A 26,661-nucleotide genomic window follows, 5' to 3' on the forward strand; every position below is an offset into this window, starting at 1 on the left:
GCCACTCCGACGAAGGGGCGGCGCTGCGGCAGGGCGCCGGGCGCGGCCGGCGGGCACCATGACCACGATCACCGAAGCTTCAGCGCTATCGCCACGCATCGCCGACAACCGGCGCGCCATCCGCATCTGGCTCTACGTCATCGCCGCCATGGTGATGGCGCTGGTCGTCGTGGGGGGCGCGACGCGGCTGACGGAATCGGGCCTGTCCATCACCGAGTGGAAGCCGATCCACGGCGTCGTGCCGCCGCTCTCGGCCGCCGAATGGCAGGAGGAGTTCGACCTCTACCGGCAGATTCCGCAGTACCAGCAGATCAACCGCGGCATGTCGCTGTCGGACTTCAAGACGATCTATTGGTGGGAATGGTCGCACCGGTTCCTGGCGCGCGCCGTCGGCGTCGCCTTTGCCCTGCCGCTCCTGTTCTTCTGGGTAACCGGCCGCATCGAGCCCTGGCTGAAGCCGCGCCTCGTCGGTCTCCTCGCGCTCGGCGGCTTTCAGGGCGGGATCGGCTGGTGGATGGTCGCCTCCGGTCTCGTCGAGCGGACGGATGTCAGCCAGTATCGGCTCGCCGTGCATCTCACGATCGCCTGCATCATCCTGACCGCGACGCTCTGGATCGCGCGCGGCCTCGTCAACCGGCCGACCGCACGTGCGCCGACCGAGCATTCCTATCTCGTCGGGCTGCTGCTGGTCGGCATGGTGCTGGTGCAGATCTACCTCGGCGGCCTCGTCGCGGGACTGAACGCGGGTCTCGCCTACAACACCTGGCCGTTGATGGATGGGCAGGTCGTGCCGGCCAATCTGCTAGCGATGACGCCCGCTTGGCGGAATTTCTTCGAAAATCCGATGACGGTGCAGTTCGTTCATCGCCTGGGTGCCTATATGCTGCTGGCCGTCGCGATCGCGCATGCGATCGCCGCCCATCGCATCGCGCCGGGCACGCATCATGCGCGCGGCGCGCGGTGGCTGGCCGCCGCGGTGCTGGCGCAGGCGGCGATCGGGATCACGACCCTGCTCCTGCATGTGCCGATCGATGCGGCGCTGATGCATCAGGCGGGAGCGCTGGTGGTGCTGGCGGGCGCGGTGTTCCACGCCCGCGGGCTGTTCGGTCGCTACCCGGTGACGGCAGCGGCCGCAGGCTGACGGCACATCAGGCCGACAGCATCAGGTCCATGTTCTGGACGGCGGCGCCCGAGGCGCCCTTACCCAAATTGTCGAGGATCGCGACGAGGTTGGCGCGCTCGCCGTCCTTCGATCCGAAGACATGGAGCTTCATCCGGTCGGTGCCGGCGAGCTCCGTCGCGTCGATGCGCGTCAGCGCGGCGCTCTCGGCGAACGGCGTGACCGTCACGACGTCGCTTCCCGCGTAGTGTTCGGCCAGGGCGTCGTGCAGCGCCTGCGCGGTGACCGTGCCGTCCAGCAGGAGCGGAACCTGCACGATCATCCCTTGCGGGAACTTGCCGACCGAGGGGGTGAACAGCGGATCGCGCGGCAGGCGGCCGTAGACGCGCATCTCGGGCAGGTGCTTGTGCTTGAGGTCGAGCCCGTAGAGGAAATGCGGCGCGGTGATCCGGTCCTCGCGCGTCTCGTCCTCCATCTGCGCGATCATCTGCTTGCCGCCGCCGGTATAGCCCGTCACCGCGTTGATCGTGATCGTCTCGCCCTCGGGCAGGAGGCCCGCGTCGCGCAAGGGGCGCACGAGGGCGATGGCGCCCGTCGGATAGCAGCCCGGATTGGCGACGAGCCGCGCCGAGCGGATCGCCTCCGGCTGATCGCGCGTCAGTTCGGCAAAGCCGTAGGCCCAGCCCTCGGCCGTGCGATGGGCGGTGGACGTGTCGATCACGCGCGCGCGGTTGTTGCCCGACAGGAGCTGAACGGCCTGACGCGCCGCGTCGTCCGGCAGGCAGAGGATCGCGATGTCGGCCGAGTTGAGGAGGTCCTCGCGCATCGCCTCGTTGCGCCGCTCGGCCTCCGGGATCGACAGGAGTTCGACGTCCTGGCGGCCGCCCATGCGGGAGCGGATCTGGAGACCCGTCGTACCGTGCTCGCCGTCGATGAAAATGCGGGGCTTCATGTCGCGCTCCGTGGTTGGAATGGCGTTCGGCGAGCCGGGATTCAGCGCGCCTTCTTCTCGGCCAGGAGGCCGAGGACGTACATGGCGATCGTCGCGCCCGCCACCGCCGTGATGTCGGCATGGTCATAGGGCGGCGAGACTTCCACGAGGTCGGCCCCGACGATGTCGAGGTCCTTCAGGTGGTGAAGCACGGCCAGCATCTTGGCGCTGCTGGGGCCGCCGGCCACCGGCGTGCCCGTGCCGGGCGCGAAGGCGACATCCAGGCAGTCGATGTCGAAGGTGAGATAGACCTTGGTGCCGCGCGTGCGCTCGGCGATCCGCCGGGAGATCTCCGCCGACGTGAGGTCCTCGACCTCGTAGCCGTGCAGGATCTCGACGCCGCCGGTCTCGGGCGCATGGGTGCGGATCCCGACCTGGATCGAGGTCGCCGGATCGATCAGTTCGTCCCGGAGCGCCGCCGACAGGAACGAGCCGTGATCGACGCGCGGCCGGCCGTGCGTGTCCGTCGCCAGCGGCCAGGTGTCCTGGTGGGCGTCGAAATGGACGAGGCTGAGCTTGCCGTGCCGGGCCGCATGCGCCTGGAGCAAGGGGTAGGTGATCGAATGGTCGCCGCCGAGCGTCAGGAGGAAGCCGGTCTTCTCCAGGAGCGCCTCGGCCTGGGCACGCATGGCGAGGTGCGCACGCTCGGGCAGCCGGTAGTCGAGCAGGCAGTCGCCGTAGTCGACGACGCTCAAGTGCTCGAACAGGTCGGCATGGAACGGGTACTGCGGATCGTTGTCGAAGATCGCAGAGGCGCGCCGCATCGCCTGCGGTCCGAAGCGCGTGCCGGGCCGGTTGGAGACGGAGGCGTCGAAGGGGATGCCCCAGACCGTGACGTCGGAACCGGCCACGTCCTTGGTGAAGCGCCGCCGCATGAAGGACAGGGCGCCCGCATAGGTCGGATCGCTCGCGGCGCCGAGCGAACCGGCTGCGGTGAAGGCGTGGTCGATGGATTGTCCGGCCATGTGTCGTCGATCCCTGTGCTCGGCCCGAGAGATAGTGGACAAGCGCGACGGCTTGAAGAACGAAAAAAGGCCCCGGTTTCCCAGGGCCTCCGATCTTCTGTCCAGAATGGGAAGCGATCAGCGCTTCGAGAACTGGAACGAACGACGGGCCTTGGCGCGGCCGTACTTCTTGCGCTCGACGGTACGCGAGTCGCGGGTCAGGAAGCCGCCCTTCTTGAGCACCGAGCGCAGGCTCGGCTCGTAGTAGGTGAGGGCGCGCGAGATGCCGTGACGGACAGCACCGGCCTGGCCGGAGAGGCCGCCGCCGGCAACGGTCACGACGATGTCGAACTGGCCGTCGCGGTTGGCGGCGACGATCGGCTGACGGAGCACCATCTGCAGAACCGGACGGGCGAAGTAGTCCGCGAAGTTCTTGTCGTTGACGGTGATCTTGCCGGAGCCCGGCTTGACCCAGACGCGGGCGACCGCGTCCTTGCGCTTGCCGGTCGCGTAGGCGCGGCCGTGGGCGTCGAGCTTCTGGACATGCACCGGAGCGGAGGTCTCGGCGACGTTTGCGGAGCCAAGATCCTGCAGCGAATTCAGATCGGCCATTATGCAGCCCTCGCGTTCTTGGAGTTCAGCGCCTTGACGTCGAGCGTCTCGGGCGACTGGGCGGTGTGCGGGTGCTCGGCACCGGCATAGACGCGCAGGTTCTTGAGCTGGCGACGGCCGAGGGGGCCGCGCGGCAGCATGCGCTCGACGGCCTTCTCGAGCACGCGCTCGGGGAAGCGACCCTCGAGGATCTCGCGCGCCTTGCGCTCCTTGATGCCGCCGGCGTAGCCGGTGTGCCAGTAGTAGGTCTTGTCCTGGTACTTCTTGCCCGTGAACACGACCTTGTCGGCGTTCACGATGATGACGTTGTCGCCATCATCGACATGCGGGGTGAAGGAGGGCTTGTGCTTGCCGCGAAGGCGAAGCGCGACGAGCGAGGCGAGGCGACCGACAACGAGCCCTTCGGCGTCGATGATGATCCACTTCTTCTCCACCGTCTCGGACTTCTGCGAGAAGGTCTTCATGGGGTTTTCCTTGGGTCGTTCATTGCGCGGGGCTGGGCGAAACCCGCCCGCAGCGGAAAAAGTGTGGACGCGGCCGCACTCCTTGGCCGGTTCCATACACAGGCAGACCCGTTCGGGCAAGAGCGTGACGCAGGATCGGCGCGACCGCGTGCCAGGAAAATCCTTTTAAAAGCATGGACTTGGAATTGTGGTTCCATGGTACCGCAAAATTGGTATCATGATACCCCATCTTTCTGACGCGTGTGATCGACGCTAGATCGGAGGCATGGACCGAAACGGAAGGCCGCCATGTCGAACGCAATCGCCGTCGTCATAGAGGGAATGGAGCCGGAGGTCGCCCGGCCGCTGCCCGAAAAGGTCCTAGCGGGCGATCCCGTGCACCGCACCTGGAACGTCGAGGAGGCGGAGGGCGGTCTCTATGCCGGCGTCTGGGAATCGACGCCGGGCGAATGGCGCGTCTCCTACGACGAATGGGAGTTCTGCCAGATCCTCGAAGGGCACTCGGTGCTGACGGAGGAGGGCGGGGAGGACCGACACCTGCGCCCCGGCGACGCCGTGGTGATCCGCCCTGGCTTCCGGGGGACGTGGCGCGTGGTGGAGACGACGCGCAAGACGTATGTCATCACGGTCTGAGGCTTGGCGGCGCCAGACCGCCTCGGTGGCGGCCACGACGCCTTGCGGCGCTCGCGCTTCGCATTCCCCAGGTCGTCATCTTCGGGCTCGACCCGAGGATCTACGACGTAGAGGACGGCCGCAACGCGGCAGACCCTTGGGTCAAGCCCATAGGTGACGATTGCGGTGAGGGCGGCACCCCCCGAACGAAAAAGGCGCCCGCCGGAGCGAACGCCTTTCGTATCGCAATGGCGACCTGATGGTCAGCGCTCGACTTCGATCAGGATCTCGTTGCGCTTCAGGAAGCCCGGGGTCCAAGGCGCGTCGTAGAACGCGTAGATCGGGTCGCCCTTCTGCTTCAAGTTCTCGTCGGCGATGTAGTTGTAGAGCGTCATCAGCTTCTTCGACGCCGTGGTGGCGGTGAAGTTGCCGCTGAAGCGGATGGCGACGACGCGCTTGGCCGGGACCTCATGGATGGTCACGTCGTTGGAGTTCGGCGTCGGAAGGCTCGACTTGGTGTACTTCTTCGGCATGATGAAGCGGATCGCCCAGCCCTTGGTGCGGCCTTCGCCTTCCGAAAGCTGCTGAAGGACCGGCACCGTCATCGCGATCTTCTTGCCCGAACGGTTGTTCGAGGCGATGTAGTCGTAAAGGCTCTCGAAGCCGCGGCGGCGGGCCTTCTCATGGTAGCCGGTCTTGATCGTCTCGGCGACGACGAGCCCGTCGTAGTCGCGGATCTCGATGTCGCCGTCCTTGCGGACGGTGTCGTAGTCCGGCTCTTCGGCATGGTCGGCGATCTTCTTCGTGACGTAGATCGCCCCGGCCACCGCCAGAATTGCGCCGCCCGCGATCAGCGCCGTGGAGACGTTGGGGTTCTCGCGCAGGTAGTCCTTGCTGCGCTGGTAGCCGCGGCCGGTGCGGAAGCTGGCCTGATGACCCCAGGACGGAAGGAAGGAGGCGCTCGACGGAAGGTAGCGGCTGAGGCCAGAGATCTGGTCCTGCGCTTCGTAGGCGCCCTCGGCGAGCGAGCGGCGGGCGCTGTGGAGGCTGGAGCGCGCATCCTGCGCCGACGGCAGCGACCAGCCGGTGAGGAAGCCCGGCAGGTATCGCGCATAGGACGGCTCGGACGACGCGTAGAGACGGTTGACCTCGCGCTCGACCGCGCGGCGCAAACGCTCCGCCTTGGACGGACGGGGATGGATCCGCTCGACGAGACGCGACTCGATGTCCGAAAGCCGCTCGCCGATGTCTCCGATCACGTCGCTCAACCGATCGTAGGCCGAAGGCTTCTCTCGGAACATCTCGTTCTCCTAACATCTACCAACAAGGCGCCGCGACAGAACACGCCTCGATCGACGAGCGCGGCGCCGACGTAACGTCGCCGGAGATGCTTGGTTGCGACCCGGGGCACATTCTGTGCCGGGGCGCGCTGCTTAAATTTCTGTAAGTTTCGTCGCAACCTTCGGACGGAATGACCAATTAGGGTGCATCGGGTTTCTTCATGACCTGATACTCCAGCCAAACTTGGGCGGCCCTCGGGCCGCCCCTTTTTTGCGCCCTATCCGGCAGCGGGTTGGTCCACGGCGTCGAGCATCGTGCGGGCGGCGACGAAGCGCTCGGCCACCGTCTCTCCGCCCTGCGGCGAGACCAGCTTGGTGTCCGACCATTTCCACCCGTTCGGCAGACGGCGCGTGGCGTGGCGCGCCGCATCGTCCTTGGTGCGGAACGTCGCGGCGGTGCCTTTCGGACCCGCCGCCAGCTTTTGGATGCCGAGTTCGCGGCAGCGCAGGCGCAGCTCCGCCGCCTTGAGCAAGACCTTGGTCGGCGACGGGATCGGGCCGAACCGATCGCCGATCTCGTCCACCAGGAGTTCGAGGTCGGAGCGCTCGCGCAACCGGTCGATCCGGCTGTAGAGATTGATGCGCGCGGCCGCGTCGGGCACGTAGTCGGCCGGGATCGCGCCGCTGGCGCCGAGCGCGATGTCGGGCGTCCAGTCGTCCGCCACCGGCCGGCCCTCGGCCACGGCCAGCGCCCGCTCGATGAGGTGCCGGTAGAGGCTGAGGCCCACGAGCTGCAGATGGCCCGCCTGCTCCTCGCCCAGAAGCTCGCCCGCGCCGCGCAGATCGAGGTCGCGCGTCGAGATGGTGAAGCCGGCGCCGAGACCCGACAGCGATTCCAGCGTGCGCAGCCGTTGCTCGGTCGTCTCGGCGAGTTCGCTCTCGGGATCGGTGAGGAGATAGGACGTGCCTCGCCGCGTGCCGCGGCCGACGCGTCCGCGCAACTGGTGGAGCTGCGCGAGGCCGAAGCGGTCGGGACGCCAGACGATCATCGTGTTGGCGGCGGGCACGTCGAGGCCGCTCTCGATGATGTTGGTCGCGAGGAGCACGTCGCCGACGCCGTCGCCGAAGCCCAGCATCACCTCGTCGATCGTTTCCACCGGCAGCTTGCCGTGGATGACGGCGAGCTCGAGTTCGGGAACCAGCGCGCGCAGGCGCTCGGCCATCGGCTCGATGTCCTCGACGCGCGGGCAGACCACGAAGCTCTGCCCCTCGCGCCTCTTCTCGCGCAGGAGCGCGTCGCGGACCAGGTCGTCGTCGAAGGGCTGGAGGATCGTTCGGATCGGCCGGCGCAGCATCGGCGGCGTGGCGATCACGCTGATATCGTTGAGGCCGACGAAGCTCGCCTGCAGGGTCCGCGGGATCGGCGTCGCCGTCATGGTGAGGACGTGGCCGCCCGGCCCGAGTTCGCGCAGCCGCGCCTTGTGCCGGGCGCCGAACCGCTGCTCCTCGTCGATGACCACGAGGGCGAGGTCCTCGAAGGCGATGCCTTCGCCGCACAGCGCATGCGTGCCGACGACGAGCCGGATTTCGCCGCTCTTCAGACCGGCCTTGATGCGTTTCCCCTCGTCCGGCGGGGTGAGGCGCGACAGGTGCGCCACCTCGACGCCCATGGCGCGGAAGCGCCGCAAGGCGGTTCGGGTGTGCTGCTGGGCGAGGACCGTGGTCGGCGCGACGATCGCGGCCTGATGTCCGGCCGACACGGCCGCCGCCGCCGCGCGCAGGCCCACTTCCGTCTTGCCGAAGCCGACATCGCCGCAAACCAGGCGGTCCATCGGGCGCCCTGAGGCGAGGTCGGCCAGCACGGCATCGACGGCGGCGGCCTGGTCGGGCGACAGCGCATAGGGGAAGCCGGCACAGAAGCGCTCGAAGGCACGCCGTTCGGGGCGGATCGCGCGCGCCTTGGCCTTTCGACGCACGCTCATCAGGTCGACCATGCCGCGCGCGGTGTCCTGCACGCGCTGGAGGAGGTCGTTGCGGCGATTCAGCCAGCCCTCACCCTTGAGCCTGTCGAGCTTCAGGTCGCCGGGGTCGGCGCCATAGCGCCACAGTGCGCCGATCTCCTCCAGCGGCACAAGGAGCGAGGCGTCGTCGGCATAGTCGAGCCGTAACGCATCGAGCGTGCGCCCGTCGCGCTCGATGGTCTCGAGGCCGCGCAGGACGCCGACGCCGTGGTCGATATGCACGACGGCGTCGCCGATCTCGTAGTCGTCGAGATGGCCGAGAAGGGCGGCCGAGCCGCGGTCGGAGGCGCCTGTCGCGGCCTGACCTCCGAGGTCCTGGGGCGTGACCACCACGACGCCGCGATCGCGCAGCACGAAGCCTTCCGTGATCGGCAGCAGCATCGACCAGCGGCTGCCCTCGGACGAGTCGGCGACGGTGGCCCAGCCGCTGGCGCGCTCCCAGTCGCCGCCGAGATTGCGCCGGGCGCGGCGGTGCCAGTCGTTGAGGAGCGGCTTGGAGCCGGCGGCCAGGACCAGTCGGAGCCGATCGCCGGCGTGCGCGAGAAAGGCGCGCAGGGCCGCCCAGGGCGCCGCTTCGGCCGCGAAGTTCGGAAGCCCCGCGACGGCATCGGGCTCGTCGCCGGCGGGCTCCACGATCACCGCGTCGAGGCGCGCGGCCACAGCCTCGCGCCACTCGGCAGGCGCGAGGAGCAGCTTGTCGGGCGCGGGAAGGTCGGCCTTCGCCTTCGGACGCGTGCCGTCCTGCGCCTCCTCGAAGGCGGCATGCGCGGCTTCCAGGAAGGCGTCCGCTCGGCGGTCGGAGCCTTCCTCGAGAAGGAGCGGCGCGCCGTCGAGATAGTCGAAGACGGTTTCCAGCTTGCGCCGGCTGCGGGCGAGGCGCGCGTCCGTGACGGGCTCCGGCGCGCTCTCGTCCCCGACGATTTCGCTGGCGGGGTCGACGATGAGGCACGCGATCTCGGCGATGGTGCGCTGGGTGACGGGATCGTAGGAGCGGATGGAGGCGATGCGGCCCTTCTCGTGCTCGATCCGGCAGGGCAGTTCGCCGCCCGCGGGAAAGAAATCCACCACGCGGCCGCGGATCGCCGCCTCGCCGGGCTCGTCCACCCGGTCGTCGAAGAGATAGCCGAGGCTCTGGAGGAAGGGACGCATCTCTTCGAGGTCGAGGGCGTCGCCGGCCCTGAACTCGCGGTGCAGCTTCTTCCAGACCGTGCGCGGCGGCACCCGGCGGACGAGAGCCTCCGCCGTGGTGACGAGAATTTCGGGAAGGTTCGCGCGGTTGGTCAGCCAGCGCAGCACGCCCATCCGCTGACCCATGACGGCGCGCGAGGGCGACAGGCCGTCATAGGGCAGGCAGTCCCAGGGGGGGAAGTAGGCGACCTTCGCCTCGGGCTCCAGGGCCTTGAGAATGGCGGCGATGTCGCGGGCGCGCCGCGCCGTCTGCGCCACGAAGACGAGCGGCCGCCCGCCGCCCTCGGCCTTCCGGTCGATCAGCCGGACGGCTGTGGCCCCCACGGGATGGAGCGGGGAGATCGTCTCGGCATTGGAGACGCGGGTGTCGAGGTCGACGGACTGGAGCATATTACGCATCACTCATGCCGGCGGAGCGCCGGGTTCGGGACAAACGCGCGATCCCGGACTCCGATCCTTTCGCGCGGAGCCTGGTTCAATGTGTCGCCAACGGCCCGTCGTCCGGCGGGCGTGCAGGCAGGAAAAGAGGGACGAATGGCCCATCAAGGGAACGACCACGGCAAGGTGCACCGCCCGCTCGGGCGCCTCGACATGACCAAGGCGATCGGGAAGGAAGAGTACGAGGAGCGGCTGAAGGCGGTGCAGGTCCGCTTCATGAAGATCCACCAGGCCTATCTCCATACGGGCGACGCGGCGGTCTGCGTGTTCGAGGGGTGGGACGCTGCCGGCAAGGGCGGCACGATCCGCCGCATGTCCGCCGTGATGGACCCGCGCGGCTTCAAGGTCTGGCCGATCGCCGCGCCCTCGCCGGAGGACCTTCGCCACCACTACCTTTCACGCTTCTGGGAGCGATTGCCGGGCAAAGGGGAAATCTGCGTCTTCGACCGGTCCTGGTATGGCCGCGTCCTGGTGGAGCGGGTCGAGGGGTTCGCCAAACCGGCCGAATGGGGGCGGGCCTACGACGAGATCAACGGGTTCGAAAAGCTCCTGACGGATTCCGGCACGAGGATGACCAAGGTCTTCCTGTTCATCACTCCCGACGAGCAGTTGAAACGCTTCAAGGACCGGATGGAGGATCCGTTGAAGCGCTGGAAGCTCTCCTACGAGGATTTCCGCAATCGCGAGCGCTGGTCGGACTACGAGGACGCCGCCAACGAGATGCTGGAGCGCACCTCGACCACCTGCGCGCCCTGGCTGGTGGTGCCGGCCAACGACAAGCGCTTCGCGCGCATCACGGTGCTGGAGCATATCGCCGAGCGTCTGTCGGCGGGCGTCGATCTCACCCCGAGGCCTGTCGGCAAGGATATCGAGAAGCAATTCGAGAAGCTGAAGAAACTGGAAAAGGCCGGGGGGTGAGGGGCAGGCGGCAGGCCCCCTTCCGCGATGTCATTCTCGGGCTTGACCCGAGAATCTGCAGCGGGGCGGCTCCTCGACATGGGTAGATCCTCGGCTCAAGGCCGAGCATGACGCGGTGCACGTGGACGGGTTCGGGGAGCTTCCTTCAAGGTCGGCGCTCAGTCCAGCCCGGAGCGGCGCATGGGCATCGCATCCACCACGGCGTTGATCTCGTCCAGCGAGGTCGGGCTCTTCGCCACCCATTTCACCCCGCCGTCCAGGCCGGTCAGGACCGCGGCGAAGGAGGCGTCGCCGATGGCAGCCTTGGCGCGGAGGTCGGCGGCGGACAGGCCTGGGACCGTGTTTCCGGCGAGGAAACGAACGTCGTCGCCTTGGACGGCGATCACCGTCATCCGGCGCTCGGCGAGATCGCGCTCGCGGCCGCGGAGGAGTTCCTTCTGCCGTTCGGCCTCCGCCGCTCCTTCCGGACTGGAGACGATCAGAAGGACGCGGCTCTCCCAGCGCAGCGCGTCGAGACCGACGGCGGAGGCGGCGACGGTCGATGCCAGGACGATCGGGGCAAGGAATAGGGGATCCATGGTCGGGGCTCCGTGCTGTCTCCGGTCAACGAAGCGGCGCGAGGTCGCGTTCCTTGGCAGGAACATGGCGAGCCTTTAGCCTCCGCCGCGACGGAATCGTTTGAACGGAGAACCGGGTCCATGCGGCAGGTGATCGGCGGGCGCGACGCCCTGATCGTGGTGGATGTGCAGAACGACTTCTGCCCCGGCGGTTCGCTGGCGGTCGACGACGGCGACGCCGTGGTGCCCGTGGTCAACGCTCTCGCGCGGCGGTTCGCGATCGTGGCGCTGACGCAGGACTGGCACCCGGCCGGGCACATCTCTTTCGCCAGCACGCATGACGCCGAGCCCTTCACCACGATAGACGTCGCCTATGGCCGCCAGGTGCTCTGGCCCGACCATTGCGTGCAGGGGTCCGAGGGGGCGGCGTTCCATCCGGGTCTCGACGTGCCGCACGCGCAGGCGATCCTGCGCAAAGGGCACCAGCCGGGGATCGACAGCTATTCGGGCTTCCGCGAGGCCGACCGTGCGACTGCGACGGGTCTCGGCGGGTACCTGCGCGAGCGCGGTGCGGAGCGTGTCTTCGTCTGCGGCCTCGCCACCGACTTCTGCGTGGCCTGGACGGCCTTCGACGCGGCGGAAGCGGGATGGCCGGTCTTCGTGGTGGATGACGCCTGCCGGGCCATCGACCTCGACGGCTCGCTGGAGCGAACCTTCGCCGAGTTCGAGCGGCGCGGCATCGGACGGGTGGCGGCCTCCGAACTCGGGTGAGCCGGAGGCCGGAGGCTCAGTTCGTGCCGTTGGCGTCGGCCTGGGCCGAGGTCTTGGGTTCGGAGGTCCGCTCGATCCATTTCACGAAACGGTCGACATAGCGCTGAAGGAACTCGCGCGTGTGGTCGTTGACGATCGTGCCGTCCTCCGCGAAGTCCTCGGCCTTCCAGGTGAGGTAGACCTCGGGCTGCCCCATCAGGACCACGTCCACCACGTTGAGGACGCTCTTCAGGTGGTTCTGCCCGGCCGACGCGCCGGTGGCGCCGGGCGACGTGCCGACGAGGCCGCCGGGCTTGGCGCTGAAGGAGTTCTTGCCATAGGGGCGGGTGCCCCAGTCGATGGCGTTCTTCAGGACGGCCGGAAAGGAGCGGTTGTATTCGGGCGAGACGAAGAGCACGGCGTCCGCCGCCTCGATCTCGCGCTTCAAACGTGCGACCGGGGCGGGCAGGTCGTGAATGAGGTCGTCGTTGTACATCGGCACGTCGGAGAGATCGACGAGCCGGAAGTTCAGGCGCGGCGCGGCGAGCTGGCCGAGTGCCAGCGCGAGCTTGCGGTTGATGGAATCGCGGCGCAGCGAGCCGACAAGGACGGCGACGTCAGTCATGGGAACCTCCGATTGCGTTGATCCCTATGTGCATCGTCGTCGCTGCAGCGCAACCGCCGAAAGGGCCCGCGACGGTGAACGGAGCGTCGCGCCGTTCAGGTGGCCACGAGTTCGCGCGTCTCGTCGAAGCGCAGGTCCGGGTTGCGCTCGCGAGCGTAGCGCAGTTCCCAGTCGCCCTTGGGCAGGAAGACCGGGCGGCTGTCCCGGTCCTCGGCGACCGCCATCTTGTTCTCGTCGATGAAGGTCTTGAGCTTCTTCTCGTCCGGCGAGGAGATCCAGCGCGCGGTGGAATAGGGCACCGGCTCGAAGCCGATGTCGGTCTTGTATTCCTGCTTGATCCGTGAGGCGAGAACGTCGAGCTGGAGCGGACCGACGACGCCGACGATCCAGTTGGAGCCGATGATCGGCTTGAAGACCTGCACCAGACCTTCTTCAGCCAGATCCTCAAGAGCCCGGCGCAACTGCTTCATCCGCATGGTGTCTTCGAGCCGGACGCGACGCATGACTTCGGGTGCGAAGGAGGGCAGGCCGGTGAAGCGGAAGTTTTCGCCTTCCGTCAGCGTGTCGCCGACGCGCAAGGTGCCGTGGTTCGGAATGCCGATCACGTCGCCGGCGAAGGCTTCCTCCGCGAGGTCGCGCTCCTGGGTGAAGAAGTAGATCGGGTTGTTGACGGCGAGCGGCTTGCCGGAGCGCACGTGGTTGAGCTTCATGCCGCGCTTGAAGTGACCGGAGCAGAAGCGGACGAAGGCGACGCGGTCGCGGTGGTTGGGGTCCATGTTGGCCTGGACCTTGAACACGAAGGCCGACACGGAACTGGTGCGGGGATCGACGGGACCCTTGTCGGATGGCTGCGAGCGTGGCGGCGGCGCGAAGCGCGCGACGATGCGCAGGAGCTGATCTACCGAGAAGTCGCGCAGCGCGCTGCCGAAGACGACGGGCGTCAGGTGCCCCTGGCGATAGGCCTCTCCGTCGAAGGTCGCGTAGCCCTCGCGCGCCAGCTCGGCCTCCTCGCGGAAGCGGGTCAGTACGTGCTCGGGCACCATGGCGTCCAGCGCCGGGTCGTCGATGCCCGTCATCTGCTTGACCGTGTCGCAGGCGCCGCCCGCCCGCACGGAAGAGTAGAGGTATTCGTCGGTGGCGAGGTCGTAGCAGCCGTGGAAGTCGGAGCCCATGCCGACCGGCCAGACCTGGGGCGAGACGCTGAGCTGGAGCGCTTCCTCGATCTCGTCCATCACTTCGAAGGCGCTGCGGCCCTCGCGGTCCACCTTGTTGGCGAAGGTGATGATCGGGATGTCGCGCAGGCGGCAGATCTCGAAGAGCTTGCGCGTCTGGCTCTCGATGCCCTTGGCGACGTCCACGACCATGATCGCGCTGTCGACGGCGGTGAGCGTCCGATAGGTGTCTTCGGAAAAGTCGCTGTGGCCGGGCGTGTCGAGGAGGTTGAACGTGATCCCCTCGCGTTCGAAGGTCATCACCGAGGAGGTGACGGAGATGCCGCGCGACTGCTCGATCTCCATCCAGTCGGAGCGCGCGCGACGGTTCTCGCCGCGCGCCTTGACCGCGCCCGCCATGTTGATGGCGCCGCCGGCGAGCAGCAACTTTTCCGTCAGCGTGGTCTTGCCGGCGTCCGGGTGGGAGATGATCGCGAAGGTCCGCCGGGCGGCGAAACCCTTGGGGGCCGGCGAATCGCTCTTGGAGGCGGAGGCGGCGATGTCCGTTGCGGCGCTCATGGCACGCCCTTTCAAAGTCTGTGCGGGCGGATGGAGGGTCCGCCAAAACGATGGCCCTTCCAATGACGACTTGTCCGAACGATCGCAAGGGCTTCGCTGTCGGCAGGGACCGAGGCGGGTCCAAGGTGCCGCAGTGCAGCACATGCGACCAATTGACAGACAAATGCGCGACTGAAAGGCTCGACTGGTCCGCTGGTCGTGCCAGTGGTCAGGGGTCCACGCCATGTCGCTGTCCGAATTCGTCCTGGAGAACGCTCCCGAGCTGCGCGAGGCTATCGTGCGTCGGAACGTGCGGGACGTTGTGGCGGAGAAGATCGCGATGCTGATCGCGTCCGGCATCTTCCAGGTGGGGGACGACCTGCCGAGCGAGCGGGACCTGGCCGCCGCCTTGCAGGTGAGTCGCGAGTCGGTGCGCGGCGGAGTGCAGATCCTGGCGGCCAAGGGGCTGCTCGCGGTTCTGCACGGCGCGCGCACCCGCGTTCGCTCCGACGAGGTGGGACCCGAGTTCCGGCGCTCGCGCGAGGCGCGCCTCATCAACCGCTACGGGCTCGACGACGTGCATGCGGCCCGGCTGCTGAACGAGCGCGTCGTGGTGGGCGACGCCGCCGAGCGGATGGACGAGGAGACGCTGCGCTTCCTTCGGCAGTCGCTGGTCCTGCAGGCGAGCACGCTGGAGGACCCGGTGCGGTTTCTCGTGCTGGACCGCGAGTTCCATCTCGCGATCTATCGGCGCTGCGCCAACCCGGTGCTGGCCGACCTCGTGAGCGACCTCTTCGGCTACATGATGCAGCAGCGCCATCGCGCGGTGTCCGAGCCCGGCGCGATCGCCCGCAGCCATGCCGACCACGCCGCCATCCTGCGCGCGCTGGAGGGGCGCGACCGCGAGGCGACGGTGCGGGCCTTCGACGTGCATATCCAGCGCATCTACGAGACAACGTTGCGCGTGATGGGCCTACCGCCCGTCGCGGGCGGCAAGACGCAAGCCCGCCAGACGGGCTGAGCCCCGGTTCTTCGCGAGGAGGCGAGGACCGGCGGCAGGGGAGGAGAAGACGCATGAAGGTGCTCATCATCGGCGCGGCCGGGATGATCGGGCGGAAGCTCGCGGAGCGGATCGCCAGGGACGGAGCCCTCGGGGGCAAAGCGGTCGATCGCCTGGTGATGGTCGACGTCGTCGAGCCGAAGGCGCCCGACGGCAAGATCGCCGATGTCGCGACACAGGCGATCGACGTCTCGGCGCCGAAGGCGACCGAGGCGCTGATCGCCGAGCGGCCGGACGTCGTGTTCCACCTCGCCGCCATCGTCTCGGGCGAGGCCGAGGCCGATTTCGACAAGGGCTACCGCATCAATCTCGACGGCACGCGCGACCTGTTCGACGCGATCCGGCACGAGCACGGGCGATCGGGCTACTGCCCGCGCGTAGTCTTCGCCTCGTCCATCGCCGTGTTCGGCGCGCCCTTCGCCGATCGCGTGCCGGAGGACTTCGCACTGACGCCGCTGACGAGCTACGGCACGCAGAAGGCGATCGGCGAGCTGCTTCTCGCCGACTACACGCGTCGCGGCTTCCTGGACGGCGTGGGCCTGCGCCTGCCGACGATCTGCGTGCGGCCCGGCGCGCCCAACAAGGCGGCCTCCGGCTTCTTCTCCAACATTCTGCGCGAGCCGATGTCGGGCAAGGAAGCGGTGCTTCCGGTGGCCGACACGGTCCGACACTACTTCGCGAGCCCCCGGGCGGCGGTCGGCTTCTTCCTGCACGCCGCGACCATGGATACCGCCCCCATCGGCCCACGCCGCAACCTCAACATGCCCGGATTGTCGGCCACGGTCGGCGACGAACTGGAGGCGCTGCGGGCCGTGGCCGGCGAGAAGGCGCTGGCGCTGGTCAAGCGCGTGCCGGACGAGACGATCATCCGCATCGTGGACGGCTGGGCGCCGGACATCGAGGCGAAGCGCGCCCGCGACCTCGGCTTCACGGTGGAGGATTCGTTCGAGGAGATCGTGCGGGCGCATATCGAGGACGAACTCGGCGGCAGCGTGCAGGCATGACGGAGGCATCGGGGATGACAGGTGAGCGGAGCCGGATCGCACTCGTGACAGGCGGCGGGACCGGGGTCGGCAAGGCGATCTCGACCGCGCTGGTCGGTGCCGGATGGACGGTCGTGATCTGCGGGCGGCGCAAGGACGTGCTGGAGAAGGCGGCGGGCGAGCTCGGACACGGCACGGTGCCGATGGTCGCCGACATCGGCGATCCCGCGTCGGTCGCGGCGCTATTCGACGGCATTCGCGATCGCTTCGGCCGTCTCGACCTTCTCGTCAACAATGCCGGCTCGGTCGCACCGGCGATCCCGCTGGAGGATCTCAGCTTCGAGCAGTGGAACACGGTGGTCTCGGCCAACCTCACCGGTGCGTTCCTTTGCACGCAGCAGGCCTTCAAGGTGATGAAGGCGCAGGAGCCGCGCGGCGGGCGGATCATCAACAACGGCTCGATCTCGGCGACCACGCCGCGGCCGAACTCGGCGCCCTACACGGCCACCAAGCACGCGATCGCGGGCCTGACGAAATCGACCTCGCTGGACGGTCGCAAGTACGACATCGCCTGCGGCCAGATCGACATCGGCAACGCGGCGAGCGACATGACCGCCGCCATGTCGGCCGGCGTGATGCAGGCCGACGGGCGGATCGCCTCGGAGCCCACGATGGATCCGGCCCATGTCGGCCGTGCGGTTGCCCACATGGCCTCGCTGCCGCTGGAGGCGAACGTGCTGACCATGACCGTCATGGCGACCAAGATGCCGTTCGTCGGCCGCGGCTGAGCCTTTGCATTCGGCCCCGAGGGGGCCGCGGACTTCAACGGGCGCGCTGGCGCCCGCAACGGAAACAAGGTGCGGGATCGGGGAAAACCGGCGGGACAAGCCGGGCCTCCGGGTCTTCGACCTTCGGGAGGACACCACATGGCGTCAGTCGATATCGTCGACGTTCGCAAGTCGTTCGGCTCGCATCCTGTGATCAAGGGCGTCAACGTCCAGATCGAAGACGGCGAGTTCGTGATCCTGGTCGGGCCGTCGGGTTGCGGCAAGTCCACGCTGCTGCGCATGCTGGCCGGCCTGGAACATGTGACGAGCGGCGAAATCCGCATCGGCAACCGCATCGTCAACGACGTGCCGCCGAAGGACCGGGACATCGCCATGGTGTTCCAGAACTACGCGCTCTATCCGCACATGTCGGTGGCCGACAACATGGCCTTCTCGCTGGCACTGAAGAAGGCCTCGCGCGAGGAGATCGAACGGCGGGTCAAGCCGGCGGCCGAGATCCTCGGCCTGTCCCATCTTCTGGATCGCTTCCCGCGCCAGCTCTCCGGCGGCCAACGCCAGCGCGTGGCCATGGGCCGGGCCATCGTGCGCGACCCGCAGGTGTTCCTCTTCGACGAACCCCTGTCGAACCTCGACGCCAAGCTGCGCGTGTCGATGCGCACGGAGATCAAGAACCTCCACCAGCGTCTGACGACGACCACGGTCTACGTCACGCACGACCAGATCGAGGCCATGACCATGGCCGACAAGATCGTGGTCATGCACGATGGCATCGTTGAGCAGGTCGGCGCGCCGCTGGAGCTCTACGACCGGCCGAACAACCTCTTCGTCGCCGGATTCATCGGCTCGCCGGCCATGAACATGCTGCACGGTCGGCTGGACGCCAACGACCCGACCCGCTTCGTCACGTCCGACGGCGTCGTGCTGCCGGTCAGCGGCCGGCACGAGGCGGCGAGGGGGCGGGACCTCGTCTACGGCGCACGGCCGGAGGCGATCAGCCTCGGCGGCCCGATCCCGATCAAGGTCGTGGTGATCGAGCCCACCGGCTTCGAAAGCCAGGTCATGGGCGAACTCGGCAAGACGGCGGTGACCTGCGTCTTCCGTGAGCGCGTGACTCTGAAGCCGGGCGAGACGCTCAACGTCTCGATCGATCCGGAGGCCGTGCATCTCTTCGACGCGGCCACGGGCCAACGGCTCTAAGCGTTCGGCGTATCGGCGCGGGCGGCAACGGGGCACGACCGGCGCGAAATCATCAAAGAATGCCCCGACCTTGAGGAGGACCACCCGTGATCAACCGTAGACAGATCCTCGCCGGCACGGCCGGCATCGTGGCCGGCGCGGCGCTCGGCGGCCGGCTGGGCGTCGGCCCGGCCTTCGCTCAATCGGCCGCTCCGACCTTCACCCCGGAAGCCGGCGCGTCCCTGCGTCTCCTGCGCTGGGTGCCCTTCGTGCCGGCCGAGGAGGAGGCGTTCCTCGCCAACACCAAGAAGTTCACCGACGCGACGGGCGTCCAGGTGCGTGTCGACAAGGAAAGCTGGGAGGACGTGCGTCCGAAGGCGGCGGTCGCCGCCAACGTCGGCTCCGGCCCGGACATGGTCATGAGCTGGTTCGACGACCCGCAGCAATATCCGGACAAGCTGGTGGACGTGACCGATCTCGGCACCTCCATCGGCGCGGCGAACGGCGGCTGGTATCCGGGCCTGGAGTCCTACGCCAAGCGCGGCGACAGCTTCATCGCCCTGCCGCTCTGCGCCATCGGCAACGCGGTGGTCTATCGCGACAGCCACATGAAGGCGGCGGGCTTCCAGGAATTCCCGAAGGACACGGCCGGCTTCCTCGAGCTCTGCAAGGCGCTCCAGGCCAAGGGCACCCCTGCCGGCTTCCCGCACGGCAAGGCGGTCGGCGACGGAAACAACTACGCCCACTGGCTGCTGTGGAGCCACGGCGGCCGGATGGTGGACGAGAACGGTACCGTCACCATCAACAGCCCGGAGACGCTGGAGTCCGTCAAGTACGCGATGGAGCTCTACAAGACCTTCATCCCGGGCACCGAGAGCTGGCAGGACGTCAACAACAACCGCGCCTTCCTGGCCGGCCAGGTCTCGCTCACCGCCAACGGCGTGTCGGTCTACTACGCCGCGCTCAAGGACCCGGCGATGAAGGAGATCGCCGATGACATGCGCTCGGTGAACCTGCCGATCGGCCCCGTGGGCCAGTCGGTGGAACTGCACCAGGCCTCGACCATCTCGATCTTCAAGCATACGAAGTTCCCGGAAGCCGCGAAGGCCTATCTGCAGTTCCTGTACCAGCCCGACAACATGAACGCCTGGATCCAGGGCGCCAGCGCCTATTGCTGCCAGCCGCTCAAGGCCTTCGAGAACAATCCGGTCTGGACGTCGAACCCGATCCATGCGGCCTATGCCAAGGCCTCGGCGAGCCTCAGGCCCAACGGCTATGCCGGCCCGCTGGGCGCGGCCTCGGCCGGCGTCATGGCGGACTACGTGCTGGTCGACATGTACGCCGAGGCGGTGACCGGCCAGTCCTCGCCGGAGGACGCGATCAAGAACGCCGAGCGTCGGGCCAACCGCTACTACCGCGTCTGACCTGACGACCTCCGCCGCGTCCGCTACCCCGGCGGGCGCGGCTCCACACTCCTCGCGCGATCGGGATTTGCCATGTCCAGCCTCACGGCGGGCGATCTGCCGCCCAAACCGTCCTTCTTCGAACGGCTGTCGCAGAGCCGGAACGGGCTCGGCCTCCTGTTCATGCTGCCGGCCGCCATCTTCCTTCTCTGCTTCCTGACCTACCCGCTAGGTCTCGGCGTCTGGCTCGGCTTCACCGACACGCGGATCGGCCGGCCCGGCATCTTCATCGGCCTGGAGAACTACCAGTACCTCATGGAAGACCGGGTCTTCTGGCTCTCGGTCTTCAACACGATCGTCTACACGGCGGTCGCGTCGATCCTGAAGTTCGCGCTGGGCCTCTGGCTCGCGATCATTCTGAACGAGCACCTGCCGTTCAAGACTTTCTTCCGCGCGGTGATCCTCTTGCCCTGGGTCGTGCCGACCGTGCTCTCGGCGCTGGCCTTCTGGTGGATCTTCGATTCACAGTTCTCGATCATTTCCTGGGTGCTGATGTCGGCCGGACTGATCGACGCGCCGATCAACTTCCTCGGCGATCCGACCAATGCGCGCCTTTCGGTGATCGCCGCCAATGTCTGGCGCGGCATTCCCTTCGTCGCGATCTCGCTGCTGGCCGGCCTCCAGACCATTCCCGCCTCCCTGCACGAAGCCGCCGCCCTCGACGGCGCGACGTCCTGGCAGCGCTTCCGGCGCATCACCCTGCCGCTGCTGACCCCCATCATCGCTGTCGTGATGACCTTCTCGGTGCTGTTCACCTTCACCGACTTCCAGCTCATCTACGTGCTGACCAAGGGCGGTCCGGTGAACGCCACGCACCTGATGGCAACCCTGTCCTTCCAGCGCGGCATTCCGGGCGGCGCGCTCGGCGAAGGCGCGGCGATCGCTGTCGCCATGGTGCCGTTCCTTCTGGCGGCGATCCTGTTCAGCTTCTTCGGCCTGCAGCGCCGCAAGTGGCAGCAGGGCGGAAACGATTGAGGAGACCCGCGATGACCGCCAACACGACCGAAACCGCAGGCCACCTCACCGACGACGTCGTCGGCATGTCGCACCACGACACGCTCGCCCGGAAGATCCTCGTGATCTACCTGCCGCTCGCCGTCTTCATGTTCGTGCTGCTCTTCCCGTTCTACTGGATGGCCATCACGGCGGTGAAGCCGAACGACCAGCTCACGAACTATTCCGCCTACAGCCCATTCTGGGTGGTCGGGCCGACGCTCGACCACATCAAGTACCTTCTTTGGGAAACGTCCTATCCCGGCTGGCTGTGGAACACGGTGATCGTCGCGGTCTGCTCCACCGTGATCGCGCTCGCGGCTTCGGTCTTCGCGGCCTACGCCATCGAGCGCGTGCGCTTCACCGGCGCGCGGATCACCGGTCTGATGGTGTTCCTCGCCTATCTCATCCCGCCGTCGATCCTGTTCATCCCGCTGGCCTTCATCGTGTTCCAGCTCGGCATGTTCGACTCGCGACTGGCGCTGATCCTGACCTACCCGACCTTCCTGATCCCGTTCTGCACCTGGCTCCTGATGGGCTACTTCCGCTCGATCCCGTTCGAACTGGAGGAAAGCGCGCTGGTGGACGGGGCGACGCGCTGGCAGATCCTGACCAAGGTCGTGCTGCCGCTGGCGGTGCCCGGCCTCATCTCGGCCGGCATCTTCGCCTTCACGCTGGCCTGGAACGAGTTCATCTACGCGCTGACCTTCATCCAGTCGTCGGAGAACAAGACGGTGCCGGTGGGCGTCCTCACCGAGCTCGTGCGCGGCGACGTCTACGAATGGGGCTCGCTGATGGCCGGGGCGCTGATCGGCTCCCTGCCGGTGGTGATCCTCTACTCGTTCTTCGTCGACTACTACGTCTCCTCGATGACGGGCGCGGTGAAGGAATAAACCTCGGCCAGGGGCGGCGGGCCGAGCCGGCCGCCCTTGCCGTCGCGTCCGCCGCGCGCAGATCTCCTCGCAAGTTCCCTCCAGCGGCCGGCGGCATGCGCGCGTTCGATCTCTTCACACGGACGGCCTTCGGACTGGCCAGCCTGATCCTGATGGTGCTCGCCTGCGGGCTGATCGCCTACGCCATCGACGGCGTCTGGAAGAGCTACACCGCGGCCGATCTCGACGTCGGGGCTTCGCTGCTCGAAGCCGTCGGCTTCACCGTGATCGCCATCGCCGTCTTCGACGTCGGCAAGTACCTCCTGGAGGAGGAGGCGATCCGGGGCCGCGAGATGCGCAGCGCCGGCGAGGCGCGCCGCAGCCTCACCAAGTTCATCTCCACCATCGTGATCGCCGTCCTTCTGGAAGCTTTGGTGACCGTGTTCCAGGCCGGCAAGGAATCGATGCCGCAGATGCTCTACCCGACGCTGCTGCTCTTCGTTGGCGTGGTGCTGATCGTCGGGCTCGGCGTCTACCAGCGCCTGTCGGTCAGCGTCGAGAGCGAGGTGCAGGAGCCGCCGGACGACGACGATCCGAAGAAGCAGGACGACGGCGCCTGATACGCCACCTACGCAACAAGCCGCCCGCCGCTGCGAACGCCGGCCTCGTTTCGTCGTTGTTCCCCCTCACGAGACGAGGAGGCAGACGATGCCGGGTGGTCACGGAAGCCACAAGACGATGGGTGCCGGCGCGCAGGGCAAGGGTGCCGGCGTCGGCGCCATGACGGAGCTTCGGGACGAGATGGTCCGGAAGGAGCAGATCCTCAGCAACCGCGACAAGTCGCAGCATACGCGGGAGCGGGGGCTCGACAGCAAGGGCGTCCAGGTGGACGAATATCAGGACACGGCCGCCAACCGTCGTCCGGGGCCGGACGAGTGACTTGCACTGGACCATAAGCGCGTTGCCGGCCGCCGCGTGCGGCGGTCGGCCCGTGTCTGTGGGACGGGCTGTTCCTGAGGGAAACATGGTGGAGGAGCGGATGGGTCGAGAGATGCGTGTCACGAGCCGGACGGGGCTTCGCGCCGCGCTCGGCATGCTGGTTCTCGTCGGCGGGCTCGCCCTCTCGCCGCCCGCGCGGGCCTATACCTACACCAATCCTCTCTACGGCACGTCCGCGACGTTCCCGGCGCGGGCGTTTCCGATCATCGTGCCGGCTACGCCCGAAGGGCAGGTGTGGCGTTCGGAGGAAGGGGCGGAACTCGTGGTCTATGCCATCGAGAACCCCGAATGGTCGAGCCCGCGCGAACTCGTGCGCTGGCGCAAGGGCCTCGATCGCGTGACCTACCAGCGGACCGGCCGGAACTGGGCGGTCGTTTCGGGATACCTGCCGGACGGGCGCATCTTCTACGAGCGCTACATCTTTCGCGGCAAGCTGACTCATTCGGTCTCGGTCCGTTATCCGGAAGCGCTGCGCGACCCCTACGACGGCATGCTGAAATCGATCACGGAGAGCCTGCGCGGCCCTGCGCGCTGAAACCTCCGGGTTGCGGCAGTCTCAGGCCGCCTTGGCCGCCGCCATGGAGCGTGCGATGCGCCGCAATTGATAGATGCCGCGGCCGAGGGCGATCAGCAGCATGCCGATGGTGAAGCCTATCCAGGAGGGCATGCCGATCATCGAGAGAAGGGGAGAGCGCGGCGGTATGCCGTCCGCGAACGACGGCACCGGCTCGTTAAGAGACATGTAGTCCCCATAAGGAGCCAGCACGATCACGAGCAAGCCGACGATCTGGAGCACGATATCCGGTCGCCAGACCAGTCCGAGAACCAGAGCTGCGGGGATGATGAGAAGTATGCTCGGGTCCATGCGACGCCTCGTCGGGTCTCGTCGTGTCACCCTTCGTGTCGGCAGAGCGGCCTGTCCAGCGTGTTCTCGGCGTCTGGTTAGCGTTGTTTTACGGGCGCCAAGCCGAGTTTCCGGCTGACGAAGCCGAGCGGCGTCGCCGCGGTCAGCGGCCGGACCCGTATTTGCGGTCGAGCTTTCGCGAGGCGATGTGCAGCCAGGAATAGCCGACCACCGCCAGCACGATGCCGGCGGCGGGAAGAGCCCACGCAGTTCCCAGCAACTCGCTCATGGTTCAATCCTCGCTTCGCAGCATCCGGACGGATGCATGCGCCACCAAATGTAATGCACCCGCGATCAGAAGCCAAACGACCGGACGGGCCACCGCGGTTCCACTGATGCCCGGCAAAAGGATGCTCGCGCCGAGCGTGGTGAGAGCGACCGCGTTGACGCTCGTCGAGACGAGCTTCACATGCTCGTTGAACTTCCTCGCCGCGAGCTTCCTCGCCCGCGCCAGATCGTCGGAGCGATCCGCGGTTCGCAAGTCATGGTTCGTCGGGAAGGTCATGGCCGGAAGCTGGCGTCCCGTGGATGGTTCCGCAAGCACTCGCGAACGTACGACATCGACCCTGGGCGACTGGTGCCGGCTGAGGGGATTGAACCCCCGACCTTCGGTTTACAAAACCGCTGCTCTACCGCTGAGCTAAGCCGGCCCGAGGGCGGATCTAGCACAGGCGGGGAGGGCTCGCATCCGCATTTTTCGCGTGGGCGCGGGCGGGCTCGCACGGGGGCCGGGAAAAGGCGCAGGTGGCGCTTTCATGGCGCGCGATTTGCGGGCATAGGGTTCTGGTCCGATTTATGGGAGGAACTCGATGGATCGTCGCCAATTCATTCGCCGCGCCGGGATCGTCGCCGGCGGAACCGTCGCGGGAACGGGACTTGCCGCGCCCGCCCTGGCGCAGGACGCGCCGACGCTGCGCTGGCGCATGACGTCGAGCTTCCCGAACACGCTGGACACGCTGTTCGGCTCCTCCCGGCTCTTCGCCGAGATCGTCTCCAAGCTCACCGACGGCAAGTTCACGATCGACGTGTTTCCGGCCGGCGAACTCGTGCCCGGCCTCCAGGCGCTGGACGCCACGCAGGACGGCACGGTCGAGGCGGCGCACACCGTTCTCTACTACTATGTCGGCAAGGACCCGACCTTCGCCATCGGCAGCTCGATCCCCTTCGGCCTGAACGCGCGCCAGCAGAACGCCTGGCTCTACAACGGCGGCGGCAACGAGGCGATCAACGACTTCCTGACGGCCTACGGCGTGCGGGCGTTCCCGGGCGGCAACACCGGCACCCAGATGGGCGGCTGGTTCCGCAAGGAGATCAACTCGCTGAGCGACCTCCAGGGCCTCAAGATGCGCATCGCAGGCATCGCCGGCCAGGTGCTGGCGCCGCTCGGCGTCGTGGCGCAGCAGCTCGCGGGCGGCGACGTGTATCCGGCGCTGGAGCGCGGCACGCTGGACGCGACGGAGTTCGTCGGTCCCTACGACGACGAGAAGCTCGGCTTCTACCAGGTGGCGCCGTACTACTACTACCCGGCCTTCTGGGAGGCGGGTCCGACGGTCCACTACATGTTCAATCAGTCGAAGTACGACGAGCTGCCGGAAAGCTACAAGACGGCGCTGGAAGTGGCCGCAGCCACCTGCAACACGCGAATGCTGGCGGACTACGACGTGAAGAACATGCGCGCGATCCGCTCCCTGGTGGGCAAGGGCGTGCAGCTCCGGCCGCTGCCGCGCGACGTGCTCGACGCGGCCTTCGCCTCTTCGCAGGACCTTTATGCCAAGCTCTCGGCATCCAATGCCAAGTGGAAGGCAATGTACGACCCGTGGAGCCAGTTCCGCACACAGGTCTACGAGTGGTTCCGGGTCGCCGAGTACACGAACGACACGTACAACTACAGCCAACAGGCCGCAGGCCGCTGACACTCAAATTCATGTGATGGAAAAGGCCGGTTCCTCGCGAGCCGGCCATTTTCGTTTGGGCCTTCCGCCGCTTGCGAAGTGCTGCGGCGTGGGCTCCAATGCCGCCGTTTCGCTGGTGGGGCGAATGGGAGGACATCGCGTGGATCGCAGACAATTCATACTCAAGGCGGGGGCCGTCACGGGCGGCGCCGCAGCCGGAACCGTGCTCGCGGCACCCGCGATCGCGCAGGAACTACCCAGCATCCGCTGGCGCCTGACCTCGAGCTTTCCCAATACGCTCGACACGATCTACGGCGGTGCGGAGAAGTTGGCCGCCGCGATCTCGGAGATCACCGGCGGAAAGTTCACGATCGACGTCTTTCCCGCCGGCGAGCTGGTGCCGGGCCTCCAGGCGCTGGACGCCGTGCAGGACGGCACGGTGGAGGCCGCGCACACGGCGGCCTACTACTATGTCGGCAAGGACCCGACCTTCGCGCTCGGTGCCACGATCCCCTTCGGGCTCAACGCGCGCCAGCAGAACGCCTGGCTCTACCATGGCGGCGGCAACGAGGCCTTCGACGAGTTCCTGGCGGCTTACAACGTCAAGGGACTGCCGGGCGGCAACACGGGCGTGCAGATGGGCGGCTGGTTCCGTCGCGAGATCAACTCCGTGGCCGACCTCCAGGGCCTCAAGATGCGCATCGCGGGCCTGGCCGGCCGCGTGCTGGAGCCGCTCGGCGTCGTGCCGCAGCAACTCGCCGGGGGTGACATCTATCCGGCGCTGGAGCGCGGTACGATCGACGCGACGGAGTGGATCGGCCCCTATGACGACGAGAAGCTCGGCTTCTACCAGGTGGCGCCGTACTACTACTATCCGGCCTTCTGGGAAGGCGGGTTGACGCTGCACTTCCTGTTCAACAAGGCGAAGTACGACGAGCTGCCCGAGGCCTACAAGGCGGCGCTGGACACGGCAGCCAAGGCTGTCAACGTCGACATGATGGCGCTCTACGACGCGAAGAACATGCAGGCGATCCGCTCGCTGGTGGGCAAGGGCGTGCAGCTCCGCCCGCTGCCGCGCGACATCCTCGACGCGTCCTACGATTCGGCCATGAAGCTCTACGCCTCGCTGTCCGAGAGCAACCCGAAGTGGAAGGCGATCTACGATCCGTGGACCAAGTTCCGGGCGGAAAGCTACGAGTGGTTCCGCGTCGCTGAATACAGTTACGACACGTATGTCTACAGCCAGCAGGCGGCCGGCAAGTAGGTTCGATCGACCCCGAGAATGGAGAAGGCCGGCGGAGC

Annotated in this window: 28 protein-coding genes and 1 tRNA gene; 16 read left to right on the top strand and 13 right to left on the bottom strand. The window is 67.4% G+C overall.

All coding sequences use genetic code 11. The annotated features are described in order from the left end of the window. Positions 1 to 58: 58 nt before the first annotated feature. Positions 59 to 1,141, top strand: coding sequence for a COX15/CtaA family protein (locus O5O54_RS01580; RefSeq protein WP_279477983.1), 1,083 nt, complete (start codon positions 59 to 61; stop codon positions 1,139 to 1,141). A 7-nt stretch (positions 1,142 to 1,148) separates the two neighbouring features. On the opposite strand, the gene argC is transcribed toward O5O54_RS01580, so the two are convergent. The 4 genes from argC to rplM form a co-directional block, all read right to left on the bottom strand. Next, positions 1,149 to 2,072, bottom strand: coding sequence for an N-acetyl-gamma-glutamyl-phosphate reductase (argC, locus tag O5O54_RS01585; RefSeq protein ID WP_279477984.1), 924 nt, complete (start codon positions 2,070 to 2,072; stop codon positions 1,149 to 1,151). 41 nt (positions 2,073 to 2,113) lie between these two features. Beyond that, a complete protein-coding gene (gene speB, locus O5O54_RS01590) occupies positions 2,114 to 3,076 on the bottom strand; it encodes an agmatinase (RefSeq protein ID WP_279477985.1) in 963 nt (320 codons plus the stop codon). A 117-nt stretch (positions 3,077 to 3,193) separates the two neighbouring features. After that, entirely contained in the window at positions 3,194 to 3,667 is a 474-nt protein-coding gene (gene rpsI / locus O5O54_RS01595) for a 30S ribosomal protein S9 (protein ID WP_279477986.1), read from the bottom strand. Continuing rightward, on the bottom strand, positions 3,667 to 4,131 hold the full coding sequence (gene rplM / locus O5O54_RS01600; protein ID WP_279477987.1) for a 50S ribosomal protein L13: 465 nt from the start codon (positions 4,129 to 4,131) through the stop codon (positions 3,667 to 3,669). The genes rpsI and rplM overlap by 1 nt, the downstream gene beginning before the upstream one ends. A gap of 288 nt (positions 4,132 to 4,419) precedes the next feature. On the opposite strand from rplM, the gene O5O54_RS01605 reads away from it, so the two are divergent. Then, positions 4,420 to 4,764: a cupin domain-containing protein gene (locus tag O5O54_RS01605; protein ID WP_279477988.1), complete on the top strand. Its 345-nt coding sequence runs from the start codon at positions 4,420 to 4,422 to the stop codon at positions 4,762 to 4,764. Between the two features lie 242 nt (positions 4,765 to 5,006). On the opposite strand, the gene O5O54_RS01610 is transcribed toward O5O54_RS01605, so the two are convergent. Next, positions 5,007 to 6,044, bottom strand: a complete 1,038-nt coding sequence (locus O5O54_RS01610; protein ID WP_279477989.1) for a heme-binding protein — start codon at positions 6,042 to 6,044, stop codon at positions 5,007 to 5,009. 257 nt (positions 6,045 to 6,301) lie between these two features. Beyond that, on the bottom strand, positions 6,302 to 9,622 hold the full coding sequence (locus O5O54_RS01615; RefSeq protein ID WP_279477990.1) for a helicase-related protein: 3,321 nt from the start codon (positions 9,620 to 9,622) through the stop codon (positions 6,302 to 6,304). Positions 9,623 to 9,766: 144 nt separating this feature from the next. Here O5O54_RS01615 and O5O54_RS01620 point away from each other — a divergent pair, with 144 nt between their 5' ends. Next, positions 9,767 to 10,588 carry a polyphosphate kinase gene (locus O5O54_RS01620; RefSeq protein ID WP_279477991.1) on the top strand — a complete coding sequence of 274 codons (822 nt, stop codon included), beginning with the start codon at positions 9,767 to 9,769 and terminating at the stop codon, positions 10,586 to 10,588. 158 nt (positions 10,589 to 10,746) lie between these two features. Here O5O54_RS01620 and O5O54_RS01625 read toward each other — a convergent pair whose 3' ends face one another. After that, positions 10,747 to 11,166, bottom strand: coding sequence for a DUF4174 domain-containing protein (locus O5O54_RS01625; protein ID WP_279477992.1), 420 nt, complete (start codon positions 11,164 to 11,166; stop codon positions 10,747 to 10,749). 120 nt (positions 11,167 to 11,286) lie between these two features. On the opposite strand from O5O54_RS01625, the gene pncA reads away from it, so the two are divergent. Further along, positions 11,287 to 11,916 carry a bifunctional nicotinamidase/pyrazinamidase gene (gene pncA, locus O5O54_RS01630; protein WP_279477993.1) on the top strand — a complete coding sequence of 210 codons (630 nt, stop codon included), beginning with the start codon at positions 11,287 to 11,289 and terminating at the stop codon, positions 11,914 to 11,916. 16 nt (positions 11,917 to 11,932) lie between these two features. On the opposite strand, the gene O5O54_RS01635 is transcribed toward pncA, so the two are convergent. Together O5O54_RS01635 and O5O54_RS01640 are read right to left on the bottom strand one after the other, a co-directional pair. Further along, positions 11,933 to 12,520 carry an NAD(P)H-dependent oxidoreductase gene (locus tag O5O54_RS01635; RefSeq protein WP_279477994.1) on the bottom strand — a complete coding sequence of 196 codons (588 nt, stop codon included), beginning with the start codon at positions 12,518 to 12,520 and terminating at the stop codon, positions 11,933 to 11,935. A gap of 95 nt (positions 12,521 to 12,615) precedes the next feature. Next, positions 12,616 to 14,250, bottom strand: coding sequence for a peptide chain release factor 3 (locus O5O54_RS01640; RefSeq protein ID WP_279477995.1), 1,635 nt, complete (start codon positions 14,248 to 14,250; stop codon positions 12,616 to 12,618). A gap of 223 nt (positions 14,251 to 14,473) precedes the next feature. Here O5O54_RS01640 and O5O54_RS01645 point away from each other — a divergent pair, with 223 nt between their 5' ends. The 10 genes from O5O54_RS01645 to O5O54_RS01690 all read left to right on the top strand — a co-directional run bounded on the left by O5O54_RS01645 (position 14,474) and on the right by O5O54_RS01690 (position 23,098). Next, positions 14,474 to 15,250, top strand: coding sequence for a FadR/GntR family transcriptional regulator (locus O5O54_RS01645; protein WP_279477996.1), 777 nt, complete (start codon positions 14,474 to 14,476; stop codon positions 15,248 to 15,250). 53 nt (positions 15,251 to 15,303) lie between these two features. Beyond that, a complete protein-coding gene (denD, locus tag O5O54_RS01650) occupies positions 15,304 to 16,293 on the top strand; it encodes a D-erythronate dehydrogenase (RefSeq protein WP_279477997.1) in 990 nt (329 codons plus the stop codon). 14 nt (positions 16,294 to 16,307) lie between these two features. Then, positions 16,308 to 17,060: an SDR family NAD(P)-dependent oxidoreductase gene (locus O5O54_RS01655; RefSeq protein WP_279477998.1), complete on the top strand. Its 753-nt coding sequence runs from the start codon at positions 16,308 to 16,310 to the stop codon at positions 17,058 to 17,060. Positions 17,061 to 17,198: 138 nt separating this feature from the next. Further along, positions 17,199 to 18,257, top strand: a complete 1,059-nt coding sequence (locus tag O5O54_RS01660) for a sn-glycerol-3-phosphate ABC transporter ATP-binding protein UgpC (protein ID WP_279477999.1) — start codon at positions 17,199 to 17,201, stop codon at positions 18,255 to 18,257. 86 nt (positions 18,258 to 18,343) lie between these two features. After that, positions 18,344 to 19,660, top strand: coding sequence for an ABC transporter substrate-binding protein (locus O5O54_RS01665; protein ID WP_279478000.1), 1,317 nt, complete (start codon positions 18,344 to 18,346; stop codon positions 19,658 to 19,660). Positions 19,661 to 19,732: 72 nt separating this feature from the next. Continuing rightward, positions 19,733 to 20,674, top strand: a complete 942-nt coding sequence (locus tag O5O54_RS01670) for a sugar ABC transporter permease (protein WP_279478001.1) — start codon at positions 19,733 to 19,735, stop codon at positions 20,672 to 20,674. Between the two features lie 11 nt (positions 20,675 to 20,685). Beyond that, positions 20,686 to 21,585 (top strand): carbohydrate ABC transporter permease, encoded by a 900-nt coding sequence (locus O5O54_RS01675; protein WP_279478002.1) that lies wholly within the window; start codon positions 20,686 to 20,688, stop codon positions 21,583 to 21,585. A gap of 95 nt (positions 21,586 to 21,680) precedes the next feature. Then, positions 21,681 to 22,184 carry a GNAT family acetyltransferase gene (locus O5O54_RS01680; protein WP_279478003.1) on the top strand — a complete coding sequence of 168 codons (504 nt, stop codon included), beginning with the start codon at positions 21,681 to 21,683 and terminating at the stop codon, positions 22,182 to 22,184. Positions 22,185 to 22,272: 88 nt separating this feature from the next. Further along, a complete protein-coding gene (locus O5O54_RS01685; protein ID WP_279478004.1) occupies positions 22,273 to 22,503 on the top strand; it encodes a hypothetical protein in 231 nt (76 codons plus the stop codon). A gap of 112 nt (positions 22,504 to 22,615) precedes the next feature. Then, on the top strand, positions 22,616 to 23,098 hold the full coding sequence (locus tag O5O54_RS01690; RefSeq protein ID WP_279478005.1) for a hypothetical protein: 483 nt from the start codon (positions 22,616 to 22,618) through the stop codon (positions 23,096 to 23,098). Between the two features lie 21 nt (positions 23,099 to 23,119). On the opposite strand, the gene O5O54_RS01695 is transcribed toward O5O54_RS01690, so the two are convergent. From O5O54_RS01695 to O5O54_RS01710, 4 genes are all read right to left on the bottom strand, one after another. Next, positions 23,120 to 23,359, bottom strand: coding sequence for a hypothetical protein (locus O5O54_RS01695; protein WP_279478006.1), 240 nt, complete (start codon positions 23,357 to 23,359; stop codon positions 23,120 to 23,122). A 211-nt stretch (positions 23,360 to 23,570) separates the two neighbouring features. Beyond that, positions 23,571 to 23,696: a hypothetical protein gene (locus O5O54_RS01700; protein ID WP_279478007.1), complete on the bottom strand. Its 126-nt coding sequence runs from the start codon at positions 23,694 to 23,696 to the stop codon at positions 23,571 to 23,573. A gap of 3 nt (positions 23,697 to 23,699) precedes the next feature. Further along, positions 23,700 to 23,972: a hypothetical protein gene (locus tag O5O54_RS01705; RefSeq protein ID WP_279478008.1), complete on the bottom strand. Its 273-nt coding sequence runs from the start codon at positions 23,970 to 23,972 to the stop codon at positions 23,700 to 23,702. 70 nt (positions 23,973 to 24,042) lie between these two features. Next, positions 24,043 to 24,117: transfer RNA gene (locus tag O5O54_RS01710), tRNA-Thr, on the bottom strand. Positions 24,118 to 24,276: 159 nt separating this feature from the next. On the opposite strand from O5O54_RS01710, the gene O5O54_RS01715 reads away from it, so the two are divergent. Together O5O54_RS01715 and O5O54_RS01720 are read left to right on the top strand one after the other, a co-directional pair. Further along, positions 24,277 to 25,380: a TRAP transporter substrate-binding protein gene (locus O5O54_RS01715; protein ID WP_279478009.1), complete on the top strand. Its 1,104-nt coding sequence runs from the start codon at positions 24,277 to 24,279 to the stop codon at positions 25,378 to 25,380. A 124-nt stretch (positions 25,381 to 25,504) separates the two neighbouring features. Then, positions 25,505 to 26,623 (top strand): TRAP transporter substrate-binding protein, encoded by a 1,119-nt coding sequence (locus O5O54_RS01720; RefSeq protein WP_279478010.1) that lies wholly within the window; start codon positions 25,505 to 25,507, stop codon positions 26,621 to 26,623. Positions 26,624 to 26,661 lie beyond the last annotated feature (38 nt).

This window comes from Aureimonas sp. SK2 (assembly GCF_029813115.1).
Taxonomy (GTDB): domain Bacteria; phylum Pseudomonadota; class Alphaproteobacteria; order Rhizobiales; family Rhizobiaceae; genus Aureimonas.